The 23782-nt window shown below is 32.7% G+C and carries 18 protein-coding genes and 1 pseudogene; 5 read left to right on the forward strand and 14 right to left on the reverse strand.

Annotated features, from left to right (window positions below):
• Nucleotides 1-17 precede the first annotated feature (17 nt).
• The 7 genes from LIX58_RS01965 to nrdI form a co-directional block, all read right to left on the reverse strand.
• Nucleotides 18-1055 (reverse strand): ferrated catecholamine ABC transporter substrate-binding lipoprotein SstD, encoded by a 1038-nt coding sequence (locus LIX58_RS01965; RefSeq protein ID WP_126565095.1) that lies wholly within the window; start codon nucleotides 1053-1055, stop codon nucleotides 18-20.
• 120 nt (nucleotides 1056-1175) lie between these two features.
• The gene (locus LIX58_RS01970; RefSeq protein WP_126565094.1) at nucleotides 1176-1955 is read right to left on the reverse strand and encodes an ABC transporter ATP-binding protein; all 780 of its coding nucleotides are present in this window, start codon (nucleotides 1953-1955) and stop codon (nucleotides 1176-1178) included.
• Nucleotides 1952-2911: an iron chelate uptake ABC transporter family permease subunit gene (locus LIX58_RS01975; protein WP_126565093.1), complete on the reverse strand. Its 960-nt coding sequence runs from the start codon at nucleotides 2909-2911 to the stop codon at nucleotides 1952-1954. The genes LIX58_RS01970 and LIX58_RS01975 overlap by 4 nt, the downstream gene beginning before the upstream one ends.
• Entirely contained in the window at nucleotides 2901-3869 is a 969-nt protein-coding gene (locus LIX58_RS01980; protein WP_226386027.1) for an ABC transporter permease, read from the reverse strand. Before LIX58_RS01980 ends, LIX58_RS01975 begins: the two co-directional genes overlap by 11 nt.
• 250 nt (nucleotides 3870-4119) lie before the next feature.
• On the reverse strand, nucleotides 4120-5088 hold the full coding sequence (gene nrdF, locus LIX58_RS01985) for a class 1b ribonucleoside-diphosphate reductase subunit beta (protein ID WP_126565091.1): 969 nt from the start codon (nucleotides 5086-5088) through the stop codon (nucleotides 4120-4122).
• Nucleotides 5089-5226: 138 nt separating this feature from the next.
• Complete coding sequence (nrdE, locus tag LIX58_RS01990) at nucleotides 5227-7332, reverse strand: class 1b ribonucleoside-diphosphate reductase subunit alpha (protein ID WP_126565090.1); 2106 nt, start codon at nucleotides 7330-7332, stop codon at nucleotides 5227-5229.
• The gene (nrdI, locus tag LIX58_RS01995) at nucleotides 7295-7693 is read right to left on the reverse strand and encodes a class Ib ribonucleoside-diphosphate reductase assembly flavoprotein NrdI (RefSeq protein WP_126565089.1); all 399 of its coding nucleotides are present in this window, start codon (nucleotides 7691-7693) and stop codon (nucleotides 7295-7297) included. The genes nrdE and nrdI overlap by 38 nt, the downstream gene beginning before the upstream one ends.
• Before the next feature lie 872 nt (nucleotides 7694-8565).
• Here nrdI and LIX58_RS02000 point away from each other — a divergent pair.
• The 4 genes from LIX58_RS02000 to LIX58_RS02015 all read left to right on the forward strand — a co-directional run bounded on the left by LIX58_RS02000 (nucleotide 8566) and on the right by LIX58_RS02015 (nucleotide 12870).
• A complete protein-coding gene (locus tag LIX58_RS02000) occupies nucleotides 8566-9450 on the forward strand; it encodes a DMT family transporter (protein WP_126565088.1) in 885 nt (294 codons plus the stop codon).
• Nucleotides 9451-9455: 5 nt separating this feature from the next.
• Nucleotides 9456-9956 carry a preQ(1) synthase gene (gene queF, locus LIX58_RS02005; protein ID WP_126565087.1) on the forward strand — a complete coding sequence of 167 codons (501 nt, stop codon included), beginning with the start codon at nucleotides 9456-9458 and terminating at the stop codon, nucleotides 9954-9956.
• A gap of 302 nt (nucleotides 9957-10258) precedes the next feature.
• The gene (locus LIX58_RS02010; RefSeq protein ID WP_226386028.1) at nucleotides 10259-11764 is read left to right on the forward strand and encodes an S-Cys-Gly-3M3SH uptake peptide MFS transporter; all 1506 of its coding nucleotides are present in this window, start codon (nucleotides 10259-10261) and stop codon (nucleotides 11762-11764) included.
• 176 nt (nucleotides 11765-11940) lie between these two features.
• A complete protein-coding gene (locus LIX58_RS02015; protein ID WP_126565085.1) occupies nucleotides 11941-12870 on the forward strand; it encodes a diacylglycerol/lipid kinase family protein in 930 nt (309 codons plus the stop codon).
• A gap of 71 nt (nucleotides 12871-12941) precedes the next feature.
• On the opposite strand, the gene LIX58_RS02020 is transcribed toward LIX58_RS02015, so the two are convergent.
• The 7 genes from LIX58_RS02020 to LIX58_RS02050 all read right to left on the reverse strand — a co-directional run bounded on the left by LIX58_RS02020 (nucleotide 12942) and on the right by LIX58_RS02050 (nucleotide 22785).
• On the reverse strand, nucleotides 12942-13478 hold the full coding sequence (locus tag LIX58_RS02020) for a 5' nucleotidase, NT5C type (protein WP_126565084.1): 537 nt from the start codon (nucleotides 13476-13478) through the stop codon (nucleotides 12942-12944).
• A 123-nt stretch (nucleotides 13479-13601) separates the two neighbouring features.
• Nucleotides 13602-14657, reverse strand: a complete 1056-nt coding sequence (hisC, locus tag LIX58_RS02025; RefSeq protein ID WP_126565083.1) for a histidinol-phosphate transaminase — start codon at nucleotides 14655-14657, stop codon at nucleotides 13602-13604.
• A 126-nt stretch (nucleotides 14658-14783) separates the two neighbouring features.
• Entirely contained in the window at nucleotides 14784-16298 is a 1515-nt protein-coding gene (locus LIX58_RS02030) for a peptide MFS transporter (protein ID WP_126565082.1), read from the reverse strand.
• Nucleotides 16299-16467: 169 nt separating this feature from the next.
• Entirely contained in the window at nucleotides 16468-17982 is a 1515-nt protein-coding gene (locus LIX58_RS02035) for an ABC transporter permease/substrate-binding protein (protein ID WP_126565081.1), read from the reverse strand.
• On the reverse strand, nucleotides 17979-18941 hold the full coding sequence (locus LIX58_RS02040; protein ID WP_126565418.1) for an ABC transporter ATP-binding protein: 963 nt from the start codon (nucleotides 18939-18941) through the stop codon (nucleotides 17979-17981). Before LIX58_RS02040 ends, LIX58_RS02035 begins: the two co-directional genes overlap by 4 nt.
• 171 nt (nucleotides 18942-19112) lie before the next feature.
• Entirely contained in the window at nucleotides 19113-20891 is a 1779-nt protein-coding gene (gene recQ, locus LIX58_RS02045; protein WP_154836489.1) for a DNA helicase RecQ, read from the reverse strand.
• Between the two features lie 13 nt (nucleotides 20892-20904).
• Complete coding sequence (locus LIX58_RS02050) at nucleotides 20905-22785, reverse strand: ABC-F family ATP-binding cassette domain-containing protein (protein ID WP_126565079.1); 1881 nt, start codon at nucleotides 22783-22785, stop codon at nucleotides 20905-20907.
• Nucleotides 22786-22902: 117 nt separating this feature from the next.
• Between LIX58_RS02050 and LIX58_RS02055 the strand changes: the two are divergent.
• Nucleotides 22903-23721, forward strand: a pseudogene (locus tag LIX58_RS02055) (ZIP family metal transporter).
• Nucleotides 23722-23782: the final 61 nt, after the last annotated feature.

The following is a 23782-nucleotide window of genomic DNA, read 5'->3' on the forward strand; positions in this document are numbered from 1 at the left end:
GCCTCTTCTAACTAGTATTATTTATCCACTACTTTTTCTAATTCTTCAATTTGTTTAACAGTTGTTGTTGAAGAACCTGAAGCGAAGTACCATAATTTAGGATCTAATTCATATACTTCATTATTTTTAATAGCGTTCACATTCTTAATGACATTATTTTTTAAGACTTGTTTAGTAGTTGATTTGCCACCAACAACTGAACCACGGTCCATTGCTAAAATAACATCTGGATTTTGTTTAGTGATATATTCATTATTAACATTTTGACCGTGTGGACTATCGCTTACATTTTTATCAGCTGGTTTAAATCCTAATGTATTAAATACTAAATCACCAAAACGTCCATTTGGTCCGTAAGTAGATAATTCACCTTCATTTACTAATAAATACATTACTTTTTTATTAAAGTCTTTAGTTTTGTCTTTCATCTCAGAGATTTTCTCATCTAAATCTTTGTTAATTTCTTTTGCTTTATCTTCTTTATCATAGATTTTTCCTAAGTTCTCTGTATTTTTCTTCATATCGTCAACTAAATTTTTGTCTTCTGTACCAACATAGACAATTTTAGCGTTTGGTGCAGCTTTTTTGAATTCATCTAGATTTTTTTGATTAGCTGTTCTTCCAGAAATAAAGATAACTTCAGGTTTCGCCTCTGCAATTTTATCAAAATTAACCTCTTTTAAATTACCTGTATTTATGTACTTATCATCTTTAAATTCATCTAAGAATTTAGGTAAAGACTGATTGTTTTCACCTTTAGGTAAGCCTTTAACTTTATCTGCTACACCCATCTCTTTTAATACATCTAGTGCGCCATAATCTAATACGACAGCGTTTTTAGGATTTTTAGGAACTTTAACAGTATTAGATACTTTTTTCGCATCACTACCGTCTTCTTCTTTACCGCTTGCTTCAAAGTTATTTTTGATTGTTACTGTTTCTTTTGAGTCATTATTCTCACTCTTAGAATTGGAATCATTATTTTTTGATCCATTACTACAAGCAGATAAAACTAAAACTAATGATAATAATAAAAATAAGACTGTTTTTTTCATTTATACAATACGACTCCTTCATAAAATTTAACCTTAATGCTGAGTTATCTATAGACTTCTCTCTGATTTAACGTCTTCGATCGCTTCACCCCTTTAAATATTGAGGTTAAACTTTACTTATTAAATTGAATCGAATGTTACTTCATCATAATATAGACAAATACGTTGTCCTCTTATCTCTTCTATATGAACATCCATTTCGTATAATTCTTTTAGAATATCTGATTGAATAACATTATCTTTAGTATCTGCTTTAATAATTTCCCCATCTTTAAGCGCGATAATATCATCTGAGTAGCAAGACGCAAAGTTAATATCATGTAGTACTATAATAATTGTCTTATCTAGTTCGCGACATAATGCGCGTAGTGTTTGCATGATTTGTACCGAATGCTTCATATCTAAATTATTTAACGGTTCATCAAGTAGGATATAATCTGTATCCTGTGCAATCGTCATAGCAATATAAGCACGTTGACGTTGTCCCCCTGATAAAGTTTTTATGTTTCTATCTCTGATTTCTTTAAGTTGTAAAAGATCTAAAGCATATTCAACTTTTTCATAGTCTTCTTTTTTCATTCGGCCTTTAGAATATGGAAAGCGACCGAAATTAACTAATTGTTCAACAGTAATATTCATTTCAGTATGATTTGTTTGTTTTAAAATACTTAACTTCTTGGCTAAATCGTCACTTTTATAATCTAAGACAGACTTGTCTTCTATTGTAATCGTCCCTTTTTCATACTCAAATAAACGACTGATTGCAGACAATAACGTACTCTTTCCAGCACCATTAGGCCCTATTAAAGAAGTAAGTCTTCCTTTTTTAATATCAACGTTAATATCTTTTAAAATAGGCTTATTTTGTATTGATTTATCGAGATTTTGAATTTGAATCAATTTGCACTTCTCCTTTTAACCAGTAAGTAAATAAAGTAACTACCACCGACTAAGTCCACAATTAAACTGAATTCTGAGGTAGCTTCGAACAGATTTTCAACTACCCATTGCGCTATAAATAAACTAATCCAACTAAATAAAATCGTCGCTGGTAAAATATATTTATGTTCATACGTTTTCATAAATTCATGTGCTAAATTAACTGTTAATAAACCAAGGAATGTTACAGGTCCTATTAATGCAGTCGAGATAGATACAAGTAAAGCCACCATAATGAGTAAAATACGTGTCATCTTATCATAAGAAACACCTAAATTAATTGCTTGCGCCTTACCTAATAAAAGCACGTCTAAATATGGGCGAAGTATAATAGTAATGATAATTAAAATAATTAATAAAATTCCTGATACTACGACCAAATTAGAATTGGCTGCTTCAAAACTAGCAAACATCGCACTTTGAACTGCGAGGAAAGAGTCTGGATTCATTATGAGTTGAAGAAAACTCGTGATACTACGGAAAAACGTTCCCAGTATCACACCTACTAATAAGATGAAATAAACTGAAAAGTTACCGAGCTTAAATATTCCTTGAAATAACAATAATGAAAATAAAACCATCGCAACCAAGGTAATTAAAAAATTTAAATAAACATTAGTAACAATAGTGGCTTGTTCACTTAATAAAAAGACTGGCAATACTTTAACAAATAGATATACTGAATCAAGCCCCATAATGGAAGGTGTTAACAATCTATTAGTAGTGATGGCTTGGAAGATAACCACTGATGTTCCTATCGCTCCACCAACTAATAAAATTAAAATAAATTTTTTCAACCGACTTTGAAATTGATATTCAAATATTTCGAAATCTAAACCTACCAATAAGTAAAAAATTGCCATACAAATCGCTATAACAGTTAATATGACTATTTTTTTGTTAGAACTAATTTGCATAATTTTTCCTACCTTTCATTAGCAAGATTAGGAAAATAATTGTGCCAAATACACCTATCGTTAAACCGATATTAATTTCATAAGGATAAACAATCAATCTTCCGATGATATCAGCAATTAAAACAAAAATCGCACCTAACATAAGCGTATGTGGCAATGCGTTTTTCAAATGATCACCTCTATAAATAAAGATAATATTTGGTACAATTAACCCTAAAAATGGTAAAGTCCCTACTGTTACTACAACTAAAGCTGTTAAGGTTGCGGTAATAAATAAAGCGATATTAATGATTTTTTCATAACTTACCCCTAAATTATGACTAAAGTCTTTTCCCATACCTGCAATAGTAAAATGATTAGCAAAAATAAAAGCTAAAATAAGTAAAGGCACTGTAAGATATAGAACCTCATAACGGCCACTTGTTATAATCGCAAAGTTACCAGTTAGCCAGTTTCCTATACTTTGTAATGCATTCGTTCTTAAAGCTATAAATGTAGTAAAACTTGATACAATGCCGCCAACCATAATACCTAAAAGTGGAACAAAAATGACTTCTTTAACTCGAATAAAATTAATTAATCGAACAAATAAAAATGTTCCTATTAAACTTAAAGCAACTGCAAATAACAATTTAATTAAAATATGACCACTTGGGAAAAAGATGAGTGAAATTAAAATACCTAATTTCGCCCATTCCATCGTTCCAGCCGTGGTAGGACTTACAAATTTGTTTTGCATCATCTGTTGCATAATTAAACCTGCTAAAGCAAGTGAGCTTCCTGAAAGAAGGATACTAACTGTTCGAGGAATTCGACTTGAAACCAAGATGTTCTTTTGTTCATCATTTAAATGGAAAATATCTGTGAGAGAGAGCTGACTCACTCCTACAAATAAGGAGACAATAGTTAAAACCACTAATAAAATAAGTAAAATATATCCCTTAAATAAAAATTTCATTAGCTATTCCCCTTACTAAATATGTATAGAAAATCATTTATTATTATGTGAATGATAATGATTATCATTAATACTAATATTAAAGATAGTGAGAATTAATTTCAATAGCTTTTCTTAATTTTTAATTTGTTACGCAAAAACTTTTATAGCATACTCTATTTAATCGCTAATATTTTTATTAATAACGTTTTCCTATACTAAAAAAGCGACTTCGATATATTAAAATCGAAATCGCTTCATATTATGCTTATTAATTATCAAAAATGAAATCCTCATCTTGTAATGCTTCTACATTTAACGCTAATGTGTAGCCATCACCTTTAACTGAGAAGAAATCATGGTTTTTAGTAGATGTATCTAAGGCATTTTCAATAATTGGGTTAAATTCTTTTTCCTCAAAATAAGGATCAAAGCCGAGATTAGATAAAGCTTTATTCCCATTATATTGCACATAGTTAAGCACATCTTCACTTAAACCGATATCATCATATAACATATGTGTATAAGATACTTCATTATTATATAAGTCATCTAACAGTTTATACATTTCTTTATCGGCTCTTTGTTTTTCATTCTCAGAAAGTTCATTTCGTAAACTTTGAGCATCTAGACCAGTGAAAACACCGTGAATAGATTCATCTAATAAAATCTTTCTGATAATCTCACCAGAAGTAGTCATTTTACCCTGTCCCGCAAGATATAAAGGATAATAGAAGCCAGAGTAGAATAAAAATGTTTCTAAGAAAACACTTGAAACTCTTGCGATATATTGATCATAAATAGATGCTTCTTTGCCCCATAATTTATGATAATTCTCGATAATTTTGTCAGATTTATATTTTAAATGAGGCTCTTCAATTACCCAAGTATCTAATAAATAGTTTGTTTCACTAGATGGAAGTAACGTTGTAAAGATATGTGAATAACTTTTAGCGTGAATTTGTTCCATCATTGCCATGAATGAATATACCGCTTTTTTACGCAAATCTGTTGTATGTAACATGATTAATGGCATACCATCATCTGCTTGATGTGTATCCAAACCTGTTAATCCTGCCAATGCACGCTTAAATGTATTCTTTTCATCTTCTGTTAGTGTCTTCCAACTCGCAATATCTTTTGATACCTTAAATTCAGTTTCCACCCACATTTGTGAGATATTTTGACGCCAAAACATGTTCGTCATATCTTCTTGAGTATTCCAATTGACGGCCTTCATTTAATAAATCCTCCTCTTTTATATCACATAGCTAAATTACATTTTTAAGAGGAAAAGGTACAAATTTTCTAGAACATGAGATACTTATACCTTCTCCTCTTTATCTATATAATCAATATCTAGTTATTGAACTGTTGATTAAATTGCACAACTTGTACATTCTTCTACACTTAATAATTTATTACGAGTGTAGTATAGAGATTTAAGACCTTTGTGATGTGCATAAACATATAATCTAGATAATTCACGTGTTGAAATTTCAGAATTAACATATAAGATAGTTGAAATTCCTTGGTCTACGTGTGTTTGAATTGTAGCGATTAAATCGATTAATTTCATTTGGTCAGTATTGAATGCTGATTTATAGTACCACATTGTTTCTGGTGATAGGAATGGCATTGGATAAAATGTTTCAGCATTACCATAAGTACGTCGTTCAATTTGATCAACGATTGGCATTACAGAGCTTGTAGCATTTTGCACATATGAAATACTTTGTGTTGGTGCAATAGCAAGTCTATAAGCATGATATAAACCGTATTGTTGTACTTGTTCTTTTAATGCTTTCCAGTCTGAAGCAGTAGGAATATCTAAATCTTCAAACAAGCGTTGTACTTTCTCAAATTGAGGCGTGATATCTTCTTTAGTGTAGAAATCGAAATATTTACCACTCGCATAATCTGATTTATCAAAATCCTGGTATGATTCTCCGCGTTCTTTAGCGATTTCCATTGATCGCTCAATAGAATAATAATTCATCATCATAAAGAAAACATTGGCGAAATCTTTTGCTTCTTCAGATTCATAACCAATTTTATTTTTAGCTAAATAACCATGTAAATTCATTACACCTAAACCAACTGAATGTAATTCACTATTAGCTTTTCTTACACCTGGTGCATTTTGGATATTCGCTTCATCACTAACTACTGTTAAAGCATCCATACCTGTGTGTACAGAATCTCTAAATTTACCTGTTTCCATTACGTTTACAATATTTAATGAACCTAAGTTACATGAAATATCACGTTTAATTTCATCTTCAATACCATAGTCATTGATAACTGAAGTTTCTTGTAATTGGAAGATTTCCGTACATAGATTACTCATTTTAATTTGACCGATGTTTGAGTTAGCATGCACTTTATTAGCATTGTCTTTAAACATTAGATATGGATAACCAGATTGTAATTGTGTTTGAGCAATCATATTTAACATTTCACGCGCATCTTTTTTCTTTTTAACGATATTAGGATTAGCTACCATCTCATCGTAATATTTCTCTAAATCAATATCATCAAGCGTCACACCATATTCTTGTTTTACAGTATGTGGTGCGAACATATAGAACTCTTTACCTTCTTTAGCAAGATCAAAGAATTTAGATGGTACGATTAAGCCAGTTGAAATTGTAGATAAACGTAAATCTTCATCTGCATTTACTTTTTTAGTATCTAAGAATTCCTCCACATCGTAATGGAAGATGTTTAAGTAAACTGCACCTGCTCCAGGACGTTGGCCTAATTGGTCGGCATAGCTAAAGCCACCTTCTAATGCTTTAGCAACTGGTAATACACCTTTAGCAACGCCTTTAATACCTTTAATGGCTTCACCACGTGCACGTAATTTAGATAAGTTGATTGCTACACCGCCACCAATCTTACTTAATTGTTTAGCAGTTGAATCGATAAAGTTAATTGAATTTAAACTATCATCGACTTCTAATAAGAAACATGAAACCAATTCACCACGACGAGCACGTCCAGCATTTAAGAAAGTAGGTGTAGCTGGTTGATAGCGTTGTTCAATCATCGCTAAAATAAATTGTTTAGCTTGTTGTTTGTTGCCTGCAGCTAAATATAAGGCAACAATAGCAACGTGTTGATTATAATCTTCTAAGTATTGAGATTTATCATTTGTTTTAAGTGCATAGTCTTTATAGAATTTGCTTGCTGACATGTAACTAGCAAATTCGAAATTAATCGACTTAGCAAATTCAGTAATTTCTACTAAATCTTCTTCGCTATATTGTTCAAAGACATTAAAATAAAAATTATTGTCTACTAAATAATGCAAACGCTCTATTTCACTATCAAAGTATATTGTTTTATCGTGAATTTCTTCTAAATATACTTTTAATGCTTCTTGATCTTTTTCTAAATCAAAGAAACCATTATCTTTACGTTTTGTCACTTCATTATTTAGCTCAATATGATTGTACTTTTTCTCGTCCATAATTTTCATTGAAATGCCCCACCTTATCTTTAAATTCAATAACATCTTTATTTGTGCCTTGTACTTCAAATTTCATTAACAAAGGTACATCGTAAGATTCCGAAATTGTGCGTCCTGCTTTGGCGAAGTTCTGTCCCCAATTACGATTACCACTGGCAGCAACTGCACGTAAATAGTGATGATTTACTTCTAAAAATGACTGTACTTCTTGAGGTACTTCCCCAAATCCAATTGTTCCAGTAACTAAAATATAAGGCTCTTCAATATTGTCCTTACAATTCTCTTTAGTTATTTCCATTACATCTGTAAGTTCACTACGTTTAATAAATCGTCGTACATTTCCAGAAAATGAGAAATAAACTACTTTCATTGGAACACCCTCTTTCGTCAATCTAGATAATGAATTAAAAAGAAGTTCTCTTAAATAAATAAGAAAACTTCAGACTGCAAATAAATCTTTTCAGTCTTTCCATTTTAAATTACTAAGTTGATAAACTCAAAATTTCTTATTATGTATAAGAAACTTATCGTAAACAACAACTAAATATATTTTACGAGTTCCACTTTTCTTTTAAGTTAATGATTTAGTAGTCAAATCTGACTTTCATTGTTTAACCACTACATATTGTGTTTAAACTCAATCATCTTTATAATGATTTTATTTCGCTCGTACGGATTTATAGTATGATTTTTCAAGAAAAAGCACATAAAACAGTGTGATATTTCTATTAAAATGAACAATTCATATAATGCTTTTATTTTCTTCAAACACAACATGTTGTGTTTGATTTCTAAAATCAATACTATATTCTGTGTTTCATTATACCGAATCGCATTAGTAATTAAAAGCCAAGATTTAGTGACAAAAGTTCGGGAAAACGTTTCAAAGTGCATTACACCAACTTAAATTCAGTAAAAATTTTTATTTTCATTTTCTGAGGGTTTTCGCTTGATTTTTTATCGATAATTTTAAACATTGAGTTATCAACGTTCTTGAGAATGAAATTTTAATGTATACAACAAATTTTGCGCAATACTTCACAAATTCTCAATCATTAAAACTAAAAACACGAATGAAACATATAAATTTAGAGCAGAATGATATCTTATTTCTACAAAAAGAACATATGTTCGTGTTTTCATTATATTATGCTCTTATAACGTTTGCAAGTGCTTATGCAATTTTAAAAGAATTATGCTACTATATATACGTTAATTTTTAAATAAATGAGGCGATAAACCTTGAATCCAAAAGTTAAAGGAATTATTGCTATTTTAATTTCTGCAGTTGGTTTTAGTTTCATGTCAGTATTTTTTAGACTGGCAGGAGATTTACCAGTCTTTCAAAAATCTTTAGCTAGAAATTTTGTAGCAATGTTTATTCCATTATTTTTTATTTTTAAATATAAACAGCCAATGTTCGGTAAGCTAAGTAGTCAACCTCTTCTAATTTCTCGTTCAACATTAGGACTCATTGGCGTTTTATTAAATATTTTTGCCATTGATCACATGGTGCTAAGTGATGCAGATACATTAATGAAACTGAATCCTTTTTGGACGATATTATTAAGTTTAATTTTTCTAAATGAAAAGGTTCGCAAGTATCAAATTGTCGCAATGATTGTAGCTATTTTTGGTATGTTGTTTATAGTTAAACCTGAATTTTCATCTACAATGATTACGTCACTAGCTGGCCTATTTTCAGGTATTTTTGCAGCATCTGCATACACTTGTGTCCGAGCATTAAGTACTAGAGAAGCACCATATACTATTGTGTTTTATTTTTCACTATTTTCAGTAGTTGTATTAATTCCATTTTCAATTGCAACGTTTGAGCCTATGACGACTATACAAATGGTTTACCTTTTAGGCGCTGGCCTTTCTGCAGCAGTTGGTCAAATCGGAATAACATTAGCGTATAGTTTCGCTCCTGCAAAAGATATTTCAATTTTTACTTATGCTTCCATTATCTTTACAGCATTATTCGGTTTTATTCTTTTTGGAGAAACACCAGACTTTTACGCTGTTATTGGTTATGTCATTATTATCGGTGCTAGCTACTATATGTTTGAAAAGGCGCGTCGCCAAAAGGTTTTACCTGAGCAACAAACTAATACTAAGGAGTGAGTCATTTGACTAAAGGACGTCAAAAAGATGAATTACAAGACATTACATTATTAGGTAATCAAAATAATAAATATGAATTTGACTATACACCAGAAGTGCTTGAAACATTTGATAACAAACATCAAGGACGTGACTACTTCGTAAAATTCAATTGTCCAGAATTCACATCATTATGTCCTATCACAGGACAACCAGATTTTGCTACGATTTATATTTCATATATTCCAAATGTAAAAATGGTAGAGTCTAAATCATTAAAATTATATTTATTTAGTTTCAGAAATCACGGAGATTTCCACGAAGATTGTATGAATATTATTATGAATGATTTAATCGAATTAATGGATCCGCACTATATTGAAGTATGGGGCAAATTCACTCCACGTGGTGGTATTTCAATCGATCCATATACAAACTATGGTCGCCCAAATTCGAAATATGAAAAAATGGCGGAACATCGTTTAATGAATCACGATATGTATCCTGAAAAAGTAGATAATCGTTAAATTTTGTAAATCTTCCACTAAATTGTTCGACAATTTAGTGGAATTTTTTTATTTTTGAGACATTTTCTTTAAATTTACTATTGCCTATTAGTGAATTAAAGCGTATTTTATTAATATCATTTAAAATTCTATAAGAATAAGACTATTCACGTTGAGAAAACTTATTCTTAATATTTTATTTAGTATCAATTAATTGACTGAAAATTCTAAAAATTTTTATTTTTTAAGAAATTCTATTCGATATTATATATATTATTTAGAAAAATTTTAGTCATTAAGGGAAAGAAAGGATTGGGATACTTATGGCAACAAACACTTCCCATGAACAAGCAGTTCAAAGCATACCTCAGAAAGGATTCTTCGGTCACCCTAGAGGATTAGGCGTACTTTTCTTTGTAGAATTTTGGGAAAGATTTAGTTACTATGGCATGCGTGCAATGCTTATTTTCTACATGTATTTCGCACTTAAAGATGGCGGATTAGGTATAGATCAAACGACTGCTATGTCTATTATGTCTGTTTACGGCGCGCTTATTTATATGTCTTCGATTCCAGGGGCATGGATTGCGGATAGACTTACAGGAACACGTGGTGCCACATTGATTGGTGCTGTATTAATTATCATTGGACATATTTGTTTAAGCTTACCATTCGCAATGTTTGGCTTATTCTCTTCAATGTTCTTTATCATTATTGGTTCAGGTTTAATGAAACCTAATATTTCAAATATTGTTGGTCGTTTATACCCTGAAAATGACACACGTATGGATGCAGGTTTTGTTATCTTCTATATGTCAGTTAACTTAGGTGCATTAATTTCACCTATCGTACTTCAACATTTTATTGATATCAAAAACTTCCATGCTGGATTCTTAATTGCAGCCATTGGTATGGCACTAGGTTTAGTATGGTACATGCTTTTCAATAGAAAAAATTTAGGTACAGTGGGTATGAAACCAACTAACCCACTATCAGCAGAAGAAAAAAGAAAATACGGCTTAATCGTTGGTATCGTTGTAGCAATTATCGTCATCATATTATTAGTTACATACTTTACTCAAACATTAACATTCGATTTAATCAGTAATACAGTACTTGTACTTGGTATTGCATTACCAATCATCTACTTCACAACAATGATTCGCAGTAAAGACGTTACAGATGTAGAACGTTCTCGTGTTAAAGCGTTCATTCCATTATTTATCTTAGGTATGTTGTTCTGGGCAATTCAAGAACAAGGATCTAACGTGTTAAACATATATGGTTTAGAACGTTCTGATATGCAAATGAACTTATTTGGCTGGAAAACAAAATTCGGTGAAGCTTGGTTCCAATCAATTAACCCACTCTTCATCTTATTATTTGCACCAGTTATTTCAACAATTTGGTTGAAAATGGGTAAACGCCAACCTAGTCTACCAGTTAAATTTGGTATTGGTACATTATTAGCCGGTGCTTCATACATCTTAATGGGTGTTATTGGTATGAGCTATGGTAATACTCACTTCTCAGTAAACTGGGTTATTCTATCATATGTTGTATGTGTAGTCGGCGAACTATGCTTATCACCTACTGGTAATAGTGCTGCCGTTAAATTAGCGCCTAAAGCGTTTAACGCTCAAATGATGAGTATTTGGTTATTAACAAATGCATCAGCACAAGCACTTAACGGTACATTAGTTAAATTAATTAAACCTTTAGGTCAAACAAACTACTTTATTTTCTTAGGTACTGTAGCTATTGTGATTACAATTATTATTCTAGCCTTCACACCTAAGATTTCTAAAGCGATGAAAGGTATTCATTAATTCAATTTATTGCAGTAAAATTAAATTAGTTATTCGTGAGGTTGAAACAAGAGATGTGTTTCAACCTTCTTTTATATATGAATTACTTTTCTTCATTTTCAAAAGATGTAATTAGCATATATATAATTAGGGTATTAGTATATAATTGAAGTTTTAAGACGAAAGTAGGCATTTATATGACTCAAAAATTTAATCATGGCGTACTATTCTACCATGAACATAGTGGCCTAAAAGATATATACGAAGGTTTAGGAGCAGTAACGAAATCTCTAACTAAACTTTGTAAACACTTATCTATTCAATTAAGTGAAAACGAAGGCGATATTATTAAATATTGCGAACAAATTAAAACACATGCTTATAGCGATGATGTAGATATTGTATTTATATTAGGTGGAGATGGCACGGTGAATGAACTGGTCAATGGTGTGATGGCTAATGACCTTAATATTCCAATGGGTATCATCCCTGGAGGCACATTTAATGACTTCACTAAAACATTAAATCTAGATGCTGATTATGAAAAAGCGAGTGAACAATTAGTTGATGCTCATCTTGAAACATATGATGTCATGAAAGTGAATGGCACGTACGTACTAAACTTTGTTGGATTAGGCTTAATCGTGCAAAATGCCGAAAATGTTCAAGAAGGCCGTAAAGATATCTTTGGCAAATTAAGCTATATTGGTTCAACAGTTAAAACACTAATGAATCCCGAACATTTTGACTTTAAGTTAACGGTGGATGGAGAAGAACATACTGGTAATACTTCTATGCTTGTTATTGCCAATGGACCTAATATTGGAGGCGGACGTATTCCACTGACAGACCTTTCTCCTCAAGATGGGAAAGTAAATAGCTTCATATTCGATAAACAAAGCTTTAGCATCCTAAATGATGTCTTTAAGAAAAGAGATAGTATGACTTGGAATGAAATTACGCAAGGTATCGATCATATTCCAGGCTCTCATATCACTTTATCAACGGAACCTACAATGAAAGTTGATATCGATGGAGAAATTAATTTAGAAACTCCTATTGAAATCGATGTATTGCCTCAAGCACTTCAAATTCTTACTTGCTCTGACGATGAAAATAACAAATAACTGATTAAAAATAAACAGCGATTAAGGTAGCCTACAATGTCTTGCATTGTTGCATACCTTAATCGCTGTTTTTATTCTTCTCCTAGGAAAAATGCTTCCACATCTTTCCAGCCATTCACACGTTTAAAACGGTCTTCGTTAGTATTATGAGAAGCAGTAAAGATAATTGGTTCACCCTCGAATATTTGGAGCTGACGAGGATTATCATCTATTAAATAATCTGTTTTCACTACATTCTTACGGCCACAGAATACAAACTGTTGTGGATCTAAGAATGGGAAGAATTCAAGTAACCACTCATACTTGTCATGAAATGAAGTTGGCACATCCATCGCAGCAGTCGCGATATAGACATCATACTTCTCCGTCAGTTTCTCAACAACTTCTTGTGCGTGTGGCATCACTTGTAAATTTCTAAAGAAACCTGGTGCACGTAAAATGTCACGCACTAAACCATCATGTTCAGGAATAACATGCTTCAATTTCTGTCCATTTAATGATTCCACAGTAATGCCTAATTCTGTTTTAACATTAACTGCTTCAATAATCGCACCTAATGTATCAGCCAATACTTCATCCATATCAATTGCTATAGATTTTCTAGACATCTAATCTCTCCCTTAATCATTACCTATATACCGTTAAAGTATAGCAAAAATTTTAAGGTCAGAACAGAATTCAAAATTTGAACACTTACTTGACGGTGCACTCGATACAGATTATCCAAATTCTTAATAGTCAAAGTGTTTCAATACTTCAATCATTTTGTCATTTTGTTCAGGGAAGCCAATTGTAATACGCACGCCAGTTGGGAATGGACGCGTAATACATCCGACTTGTAACAATGCCTCATACAATGCTTGAGGTTTATCCGTTACAACAAAGACAAAGTTAGTTTGACTTGGTAAGAAATGTTCACTTTGTGGAATGCCATAGAATTTTTGACGTTCTACCGCATTTTTAGCTGTCACTTCTTTCAAATACGCTTGATCCTCTAATGCTGCAATAGCCGCATATTCTGAAAGTCGTGTCACATTAAATGGTGGACGAATGATGTTCCACTTTTCAATGGCCTCATTGGTCGCAACGACATAGCCAATACGTAATCCTGCTAATCCATAAGCCTTTGAAAATGTTCTAAGTAAAAACGCATTATCAAAACGTTCTTGTAACTTCAATGTGTCAGGATAATCTTCCGCCGTTACAAATTCAAAATATGCTTCATCAATCAGTACAGGTACATGACTAGGCACTCGTTCTAAGAAATGTTCTAATTCCTCATGACTGAAATACGTGCCCGTAGGATTATTAGGGTTACATACCCATACTAACGCCGTATCGTCATCCACTTCTTTTAGAATCCCTTCTAAATCAAAGCCACCATTCTTTAATGGCACTTGCACGACTTCCGCCGATTCGACAATCGCATTATGATAGTATTGTCCAAACGTCCCTTCACTCGTCACGATTTTATCCCCTGGTGATAGAACTGCACGTGAAATCATTAATATCACTTCATCTAGCCCAGCGCCAAATAGAATTCTTGAAGCATCTACATTTAAATGCGCACTAATCGCTTGACGTAATGCAGGTGAGCCTGTTTCTGGATAATAGTATAATTCATCTAACTGTGCTTGAATGGCCTCTTTCACTTTAGGCGATGGCCCATACAAATTCTCGTTAGAAGCCAACTTATAAAGTTCGCCTTCAACCCCATGTTTTTCTTTAAGCGCTTGCGGTGACAAGCCCGGTTGATATGCTGATAGTTGATTCAATTGTTGTTTCATGTACAACCACTCCTTTGTCTTAAATATAAACATTTATTTAAATTATACACTATTTATTCTTCTTTTTTGAAAATGGAGGCCCAACACTTTATTATCCTTTTCAAAAAATAAAGTAATAAAACTATATTATTGCACGTCGCCCATCGCTTTCTTAACCATTGGTGAAATCACAATTAAAACAACGCCAATAATTAACGTAAATAATCCAGAATATAAGAAGAATTCTTTCTCACTAATCATCTTAAATAACACCACAATTTGACTGTTAAGACTTTGGGCTGTCGCATTACTTAACATCCACAATGCCATCATTTGAGCTGAAAATTTCGCAGGTGCTAATTTCGATGTCACAGATAAACCTACCGGTGAAATACAAAGCTCTCCAATCGAAATCAAGAAGAAACTTAACACAAGCCAAATTGGATGTATTAAATGTGCATGACTACTTAACGGAATAATCATTACTAAATATGAAATACCTGCAAAGATAGCGCCAGCTGCAAATTTATAAACTGTACTTGGATTGCGTTTACCTAGCTTCGTCCATACATTCGCAAATACAGGTGCTAAAAAGATAATAAAAATAGGATTAATAGACTGAAACCATGCTGCTGGAATATGGAAATCAATTAAACCATGCGTTAATTTATTTAAACTTAATTCTGTTTTTTGGTCAGCAAAGTTAGCTAAAATCGTTGAACCTTGCTCTTGAATCATCCAAAAAGCGACAGAAGTAATAAATAATGGTATGTAACTATAAATTCTTGTACGTTCTTCCTTACGCGTTTTATTACTTGATAACATATAAACAAAAATACCAATTGGCAATAACACACCGATTAGCGTCACGATTACACTGAAGCTTGATAAACTTAAGTGACCTACTAATTGTAAAATAAGCAATACTATAGCGAATACTACAACTGCAATTGCTGTAATCATAGATAGTCTTTTGATTTCTTCTTTACGCAATGGATTAGGTACACTTACCCCTGCAAGACCTAAATTCTTTTTATTAGTGATTAAATAAATAACTAGGCCTATAAACATTCCGATTGCGGCTATCGCAAAACCGAAATGGAAGCCAAATCGAGTTTGTAAGTATCCTGTCGCAAATGGTGATAAAAAGCTACCTAGGTTAATCCCCATATAAAATATCGTGAAAGCCGCATCTAGACGTTTATCATTATGATCATACAACTCTCCTACTGTTGTAGAAATGTTTGGCTTTAGCAATCCAGTACCGATAATTAATAGTAATAATGCAATCATAACGACCGTTAGATTACCCGGTATCGTTAATAAAATATGACCAAACATGATTAAGATACCGCCATAAAATAGCGCATGTCTTGTGCCAATTATTCTATCGGCTATCCATCCACCGATTGTGCCTGACATATAAATCAACGCCCCGTATAAAGACACAATTTGTAAGGCTGTACCTTGTGGTAAGCCAAAGCCACCTTTACTTACAGAATAATATAAGTAATAAGCTAAAATGGCTTTCATACCATAATAACTAAAGCGCTCCCAAAACTCTGTAAAGAACAGCGTACTAAGTCCTTTTGGATGCCCAAAAAATCCTTTTTGAGGCACACTATTAACAATTTCTTGTCTTGAATAGTTTTTCGTATTCAATTTCCCCCACCCCTTATAAATACATCTATATATTTTTGTATTAAACTCTAGTGTAAAGAAGTTAAGTCAAGATTACAATTCAAGTTATCATTTACTGAATATAAAAAAGGAATGAAACAGTGCAATCAGTCGTCAAAAACCGATTGTTGTTTCATTCCTCAACAAATAATTATTTCACTAAGCCTTCTTTTTGTAGGTATTGTTTCGCTACTTTATAAGGGTCTTCATTCTTCACAGTTACCTTATAATTCATTTCTTGCATTTCTTCATCTGAAATTTTACCTGCCAATTTATTTAGCGGTTTTTTAATTTCTGGATGTTCTTTCAAGAATTTCTCTTTAAATAATGGTGCGCCTTGATATGGTGGGAAGACATGTTTATCATCTTCTAACACAACCATATTATATTGTTTTAACTCAGCATCTGTTGAATACGCGTCAATTAAGTTAATATCACCTTTCTCAACGGCTGTGTATCGCAATTTAGGCTCCATCTTCTTAATATTAGATAAGTTTAAGTCATACGCTTTCGCCACGGCTTTGTAACCATCAGGACGATCATTAAATTCCATCGTAAAGCCTGGTTTCAATTGATCTTCAACTTTCTGTAAATCACCAATTGTTTTAATATGATGTTCTTTAGCAAAGTCTTTCTTCACTGCTAAAGCATACGTATTGTTATATTTCATTGGTTTCAACATCGTCATATCATATTTTTTCTCAAGACTTTGTTTTGCTTGATTGTAAACCGCATTTTCTTTTTTCGATTTAAGGTCCTCTTTAGTTAATTCACCTAATACAGTTCCAGTAAATTCTAAATAACCGTCAATATCATCTGATTTCAACGCATTGAATAGGAACGACGTTTTACCCATGCCATCTTTAACATCGACAGTATCGTCAGTTTCATCTTCAATCAGTATTTTATACATATTTGTAATAATCGACGGTTCAGAACCTAATTTACCCGCCAACGTAATATTATCGCCCTTTTTCCCGAAAAGTGGTACGACAATAGCTAGCAAGATAATTAATACGATAATACCAATCGTAATAAGCAATTTCTTATATGATAACTTCTCCATAAAGCGAAGTACTAAATCAAAGATAATCGCAAGTAAAGCTGCAGGAATGGCACCTATTAAAATAAGAGATGTATTATTTCGGTCGATACCTAATAAAATTAAATCCCCTAAACCACCAGCACCAATTAGCGCAGCAAGTGTTGCAGTACCGATAATTAGTACCATCGCTGTGCGAATTCCGGCCATGATGACTGGCATAGCGATAGGTAATTCCACTTTCGTTAGACGACGCATTGGTTTCATGCCAATCCCTTTAGCTGCTTCTATAAGTGACGGATCTACTTCTTGAATACCAGTATATGTATTTCTTAAAATAGGCAATAATGCGTAGACAACTAATGCAATAATCGCAGGTACTCTACCAATACCAAAGATAGGTATCATTAAACCTAATAATGCTAATGATGGAATCGTCTGTAATACTGCAGCGATATTCATGACAATTTCTGATAATCGCTTCGTCTTCGTTAAAGCAATGCCAAGTGGCACAGCAATAAGGATAGCTATAAATAGCGCAATAAATGAAATTTGAATATGTTCAATAATCGTCCTAAGCAACTCACCTTTGCGATCGCTTAGTGTCGTGAATAATTCATTCATGCTTTAACCTCCTTGTCCGTTTCAGATAAATACTTAAAGATATCTTCACGTTTTAACAATGACTGAGTTGAGGTATCGGCATCTTCAACAATGACCGCTTCATGTTGAGCTAACGTTGAATAAATATCACGTAGTTTTACGTTGCTATGAACGATTGGATAGTCGTGTTGTACGCCGTTTTCAGTTAATGGCGCAGTTATATTTAAATCTTTTAATATTAATTCCTCTTTATCTTGATGTAAGTGATGACCCATGAATTCTTCAACAAATTGATTTTTAGGATGTGCGCGGAAACCTTCTGGTGTATCGATTTGTTCAACATGACCATTATTTAGCAAGCAAATTCGGTCGCCTAATTTCATCGCTTCTTCAATATCATGGGTAACAAAGACAATCGTTTTCTTAATTTGTGTTTGTAATTTGATTAAGTCATCTTGCAATTTCTCGCGACTAATAGGATCTAACGCACTAAATGGTTCATCCATTAAAATAACAGGCGGATCTGCTGCTAATGCGCGTACGACACCAACCCTTTGGCGTTGACCACCTGAAAGTTCATCTGGTTTACGGTCACGATATTTCTCTGGTTCTAACCCCACCATGTTTAATAATTCATCAACCCGTTGGTTAATATCATTTTCTTTCCATTTTTTCATTTGCGGTACTTGCGCAATATTCTCTTTTATTGTCATATGCGGGAATAAGGCAATTTGTTGTAACACATACCCTATATCCCAACGCATTTCATATACAGGATAATCACTAATAGGTTTATCTTTAAAATAAATATAACCTTCGCTTAATGGTATGAGTCGATTGATCATTTTTAATGTCGTTGTTTTACCACAACCTGAAGGCCCAATCAGTACAAAAAATTCTCCCTCATTTATTTTAAAGCTCACATTATCTACAGCAATATTTCTTCCGTAACGTTTAGTTACGTCTTTAAATTCAATCATTTCGTCACCTTCATTTATACTGCCTAGACAGACTTTTTGCATTACTTATTCCCTATTAAAACATGTTTAATGCTAAATTCATATTTAATTGATTTATTAATTTTAACAATAATTTTATATTCAAAAAAATAAGGTTTAGCACTTTATCAATGCTCAAACCTTATTTCATACTTATATACTTGTTTTGTAAGATTGAATTGTTTCTAAAAACTTAGGACAATAATGTTTTAATTTATAACTACCTACGCCGTCAATGGCAATCATTTCTTGTTTAGATTCTGGCTTACGCTTTGCAAATTCTTCTAGCGTATAATCTGAAAAGATACTTACTGGTGCAATATCTAATTTTTCGCTTAGTTGACGACGTACTTCAACTAATTCTCCATATAACGCTCGGTCTACACCTTCAACTGTATTAATAAATACTTTTTCTTTTGATTTTTGCTTAAATGGTGTTGTATAAACCTTCTTATCATTGTTAAGCAATTGTTTAACACTTTCGTCACAAGTTAAAATTTCATCGTATTCATTTAAGAACCCTTTAAAACGTAGTTCGTCAATTAAGTGACTTAACTCAGATGTTCTATAATCTTTCATTAAGCCGTGTGTAGTTAATTTATCGTAGTCATTATATTTGATATAGTCCGTAATTTCTCCACGCAGTACTTGGATGATCACACTATAACTTTCTTGTTGACGCATACGCGCGACACAACTAATAATCATTTTAGCTTCTTGCGTCATATCATAAGTTTTATTTTGTTGAATACAACTACTACATTGACCGCATTCTTCTAATTTCTCATTAGGTTCAAAATAATGCACGATTGTAGCTTCTAAGCATTTCTTCGTTTTAGTGTACTGAATCATTTTAGTGAGTTTTTCGCCCATTTTATCTTTATAATCATCATCAGCTTGAGAAACCGTAATAAAATACTCATGTAAACCTTTATCACGTTCACTAAACAATAAAATACATTCACTTTCTAAACCATCTCTTCCTGCACGACCCGCTTCTTGATAGTAAGATTCAATGTCACCAGGCATATTATAATGAATAACATATCTGACATTAGATTTATCAATACCCATACCAAATGCGTTAGTTGCGATAACTACTTTTACACGATCAAACACAAAATCATTTTGTGCTTCTTCACGTTCTTTATTCGTTAGTCCTGCATGATAAATCGCTGACGTCACTTTTACAGAATCTAGAGCTTCTTGTAATTCTTCCACTTGTTTACGTGTTGAACAATAAATAATACCTGCTTGGTCTTTGTGTTTTTGTACATAATCAATCACAAATTTCTGGCGTTGATAGGTAGGATTAACTTTGAAGATAAGATTACGACGTTTCGTGCTTGTCTTCACTTCGTCATATTTACCAATATTAAGTTTCTCCATAATATCTTGTTGTACTTCTGCAGTAGCTGTTGCTGTTAAGGCCACGATAGTGAAATTTTGAGGAAGCGTAAACACTTTCTGGATGACACTTTGATAACTAGGACGGAAATCATGCCCCCATTTAGAAATACAGTGTGCTTCATCAAAAGCAATTAATTGAATATTAAGTTTGCTTAGTAAGTTTAAAAAATAGCCATTGTCGAAACGTTCAGGTGCAACATATAAAAATTGAATGTCACCTGCCATTAATTCAGTTTCAATCTCTTTTTGTTGTTTCTTACTTAAACTACTATTTAAATAGGCTGCGTTAATCCCCATCGCCTTTAATTGGTCTACTTGGTCTTTCATCAAAGAAATTAATGGGCTAATAACAATAGTCGTTCCCCCAAGCATTAGACCAGGTACTTGATAACAAATAGATTTACCGCCACCTGTAGGCAGTACGCCCAAAACATTATGATGATCCATTATTTTAGTAATGATTTCTTTTTGTCCCGGTCTAAATGTTTCGTACCCAAAATAATGCGATAACGTTGCTTCCATACGAATTTTCCCCTTATTGCTCTTTTATTTCTTCAAGTTCACTCCATCTCGTGATGTCTATATCATAAGTTTGTTCCAGCTGTTCTTTTTCTTCATTTAATTCTTTAATTTTAGCGTAATCTGCACTTGCTTCTATCATTTCTTCGTCGATTTGTTCTAAGCGCACTTCTGTCTGCTCAATACGTTCCATCAACATTTCGTATTCTCGTTTTTCTTTATAAGACAATCCTGTTTTCTTTCTTACATTCGTTTTAGGCTTAGGCTGTTGCGCTTGTTTCTCAAGTGCCTGTAACTTATCTTGTTCTTTTTTATACGCTTCATAATCTTCAAAGTTCCCAATAATGCGTTCCATTTTCCCGTCATGAATATACCAATATTCTTGCGCCACTTTATTAAGGAAATAACGATCGTGACTTACTGTAATCACTGAACCGCCAAAGGTACTAATGTAGTCTTCGAGAATAGTTAAAGTCTCTGTATCTAAATCATTCGTAGGCTCATCAAGTAATAAAACGTTAGGTTGATGTACTAATAATCTTAATAAATATAAACGCTTTTGTTCTCCACCAGATAGCTTATAAATCTTTTTACCATGTGTTGAACTAGGGAATAGAAATCGTTCTAATAATTGCGTTACAGAAATAGAAGTGCCATCCTTCTCCTTAGCAACTTCACTTTCTTCTCTTAAATAATCAATCATTCTGATATCTCTATCCAATGTTTCTTCAGTTTGTTTAAAATAAGCAACTTTAACTGTTTGACCTATTTTCAAAGTGCCTGTATAGTCGACATCTTCTCCACTTAAAATATTCAATAATGTCGTTTTACCAGCACCATTAGGTCCTACAATTCCGATTCGTTGCCCACTTTGAATGATTTCAGTAATATCTTTAAATAATGTTTTATCATTAATTTGCTTCGTTAAATGTTCAAGTTCATAAACTTGCTTACCTAATCTCGAATAAGCAAGATTTAATTGTCCTTTATCTTGAGTATGATGAGCTTGTACTTCTGACTCTAAATCATTAAAACGATTGATGCGGGCTTGTTGTTTTGTTGTTCTTGCTTTAGCTCCTGCTCTCATCCAGGCTAATTCTTGTTTATACAATGATTTTTGTTTTTCTTGTTGCTTTTGTTCAATAAGTTCATTTTCCGCTCTCATTGCAATGTAATCTTCATAATTACCAGGATATGATTTTAATTTCCCTCTATCTAGTTCCACAATTCTTGAAGCAATTTCATTTAAAAAGTAACGATCATGCGTTACAAACAAAACAGTATGTGGATACTGCTTCACATAATTGATTAACCAATTGATAGATTCAAAATCTAGATGGTTCGTCGGTTCATCTAATAATAATAAATCTGGTTGTTCAATAAGTGTTTTAGCTAAAACAACACGCTTTTGCTGCCCACCAGAAAGTTCTTTTACTTTTTTAGATGTATCGTTAATTCCTAATTTAGAAAGAATCGTCTTAATCTCAGCATTATAATCCCAAGCGCTATGTCGATCCATTGCTTCTTGTGCTTCCATCATTTTTTGAAAATGACGCTCATCTTGTTGTTGCGTATATGCATTTACAGCTTCTTCATACGTTTTAATAATACGTAATGTGGTTGTATCTGAGCTTAATACAGCTTGAAAAACTGTTAAATCTTCATCTAAATCGTGCTTCTGTGAAGAATAACGAATACGATATTGATTAGGATGTGTAATATCGGCAGTAAAATCTTCATCTAAACCGCCTATTACTTTAAGTAACGTACTTTTCCCAGTACCGTTAATCCCTACTAATCCAATTCGTTCATGTTCAGAAATAGATAGATTCAAGTCATCAAATATCACTTTGTCTGCATATGACTTATTTAAATGCTCTATTTTATACGCTTCCATGCTTCTACTTCCTTTTGTATCGAAATATCGAAATTTCAAAATAATTTTGATAAGCTTAATTCAGTTCTATATATTATACACCTTTTTAAGTGTAAATGATACAAGGAGACAAGAGATATGATAGACTTTTTTGAAAGTTTACCGCCCTATTTACAAGCATTAATAGCTGGTATTATTACTTGGTTATTAACTGCTTTAGGGGCAGCTATGGTGTTTATATTTAAATCAGTAAATCATAGAGTTTTAACGTCTATGCAAGGTTTCGCAGCCGGTATTATGATTGCAGCAAGTTTTTGGTCTTTATTGCAACCCTCTATAGAATACGGTAAAGATAGTTCCTTACCTGCATGGTTACCAGCTGCCGTTGGATTCCTTTTAGGCGGTATATTTATACGTGGACTAGATTATGTCATTCCTCACATTCATCAAAAAGTCGGAGACAATAGTCAATATAGAGAAGGCGTTAAAACATCATTAAGTAAAAATGCGTTATTAGTTTTAGCGATTACCTTACATAATATCCCTGAAGGCTTATCTATCGGGGTAGCATTTGGAGGGATTGCTACTGGTAATGGCAAAGCAACCTTTTTCGGTGCTTTAGGTTTAGCAATAGGTATAGGTATTCAAAATATTCCAGAAGGTGCAGCCTTATCCATGCCTATTAGAGCAGCTGGTGCTTCTCGCTGGTAAGCCTTTAATTATGGACAAGCTTCCGCTATTGTGGAGCCTATCTTTGCGACGATAGGTGCAGCAACTATTATATTTATTACTCCAGTACTCCCTTATGCGTTGGCTTTTGCTGCAGGTGCCATGATATTTGTAGTCGTAGAAGAACTTATACCAGACTCTCAGTCGGGTGATAATACCGATTTAGCTACATTGAGTTTAATGGTTGGTTTTACAATTATGATGATATTAGATGTGGCGTTAGGTTAATCATTTATCATATAAAATATAAAAAAGCAGATTGAACGTTAATTAGTTCAATCTGCTTTTT

It is taken from the genome of Staphylococcus sp. Marseille-Q1834, from assembly GCF_916858875.1.
Taxonomy (GTDB): Bacteria; Bacillota; Bacilli; order Staphylococcales; family Staphylococcaceae; genus Staphylococcus; species Staphylococcus pragensis.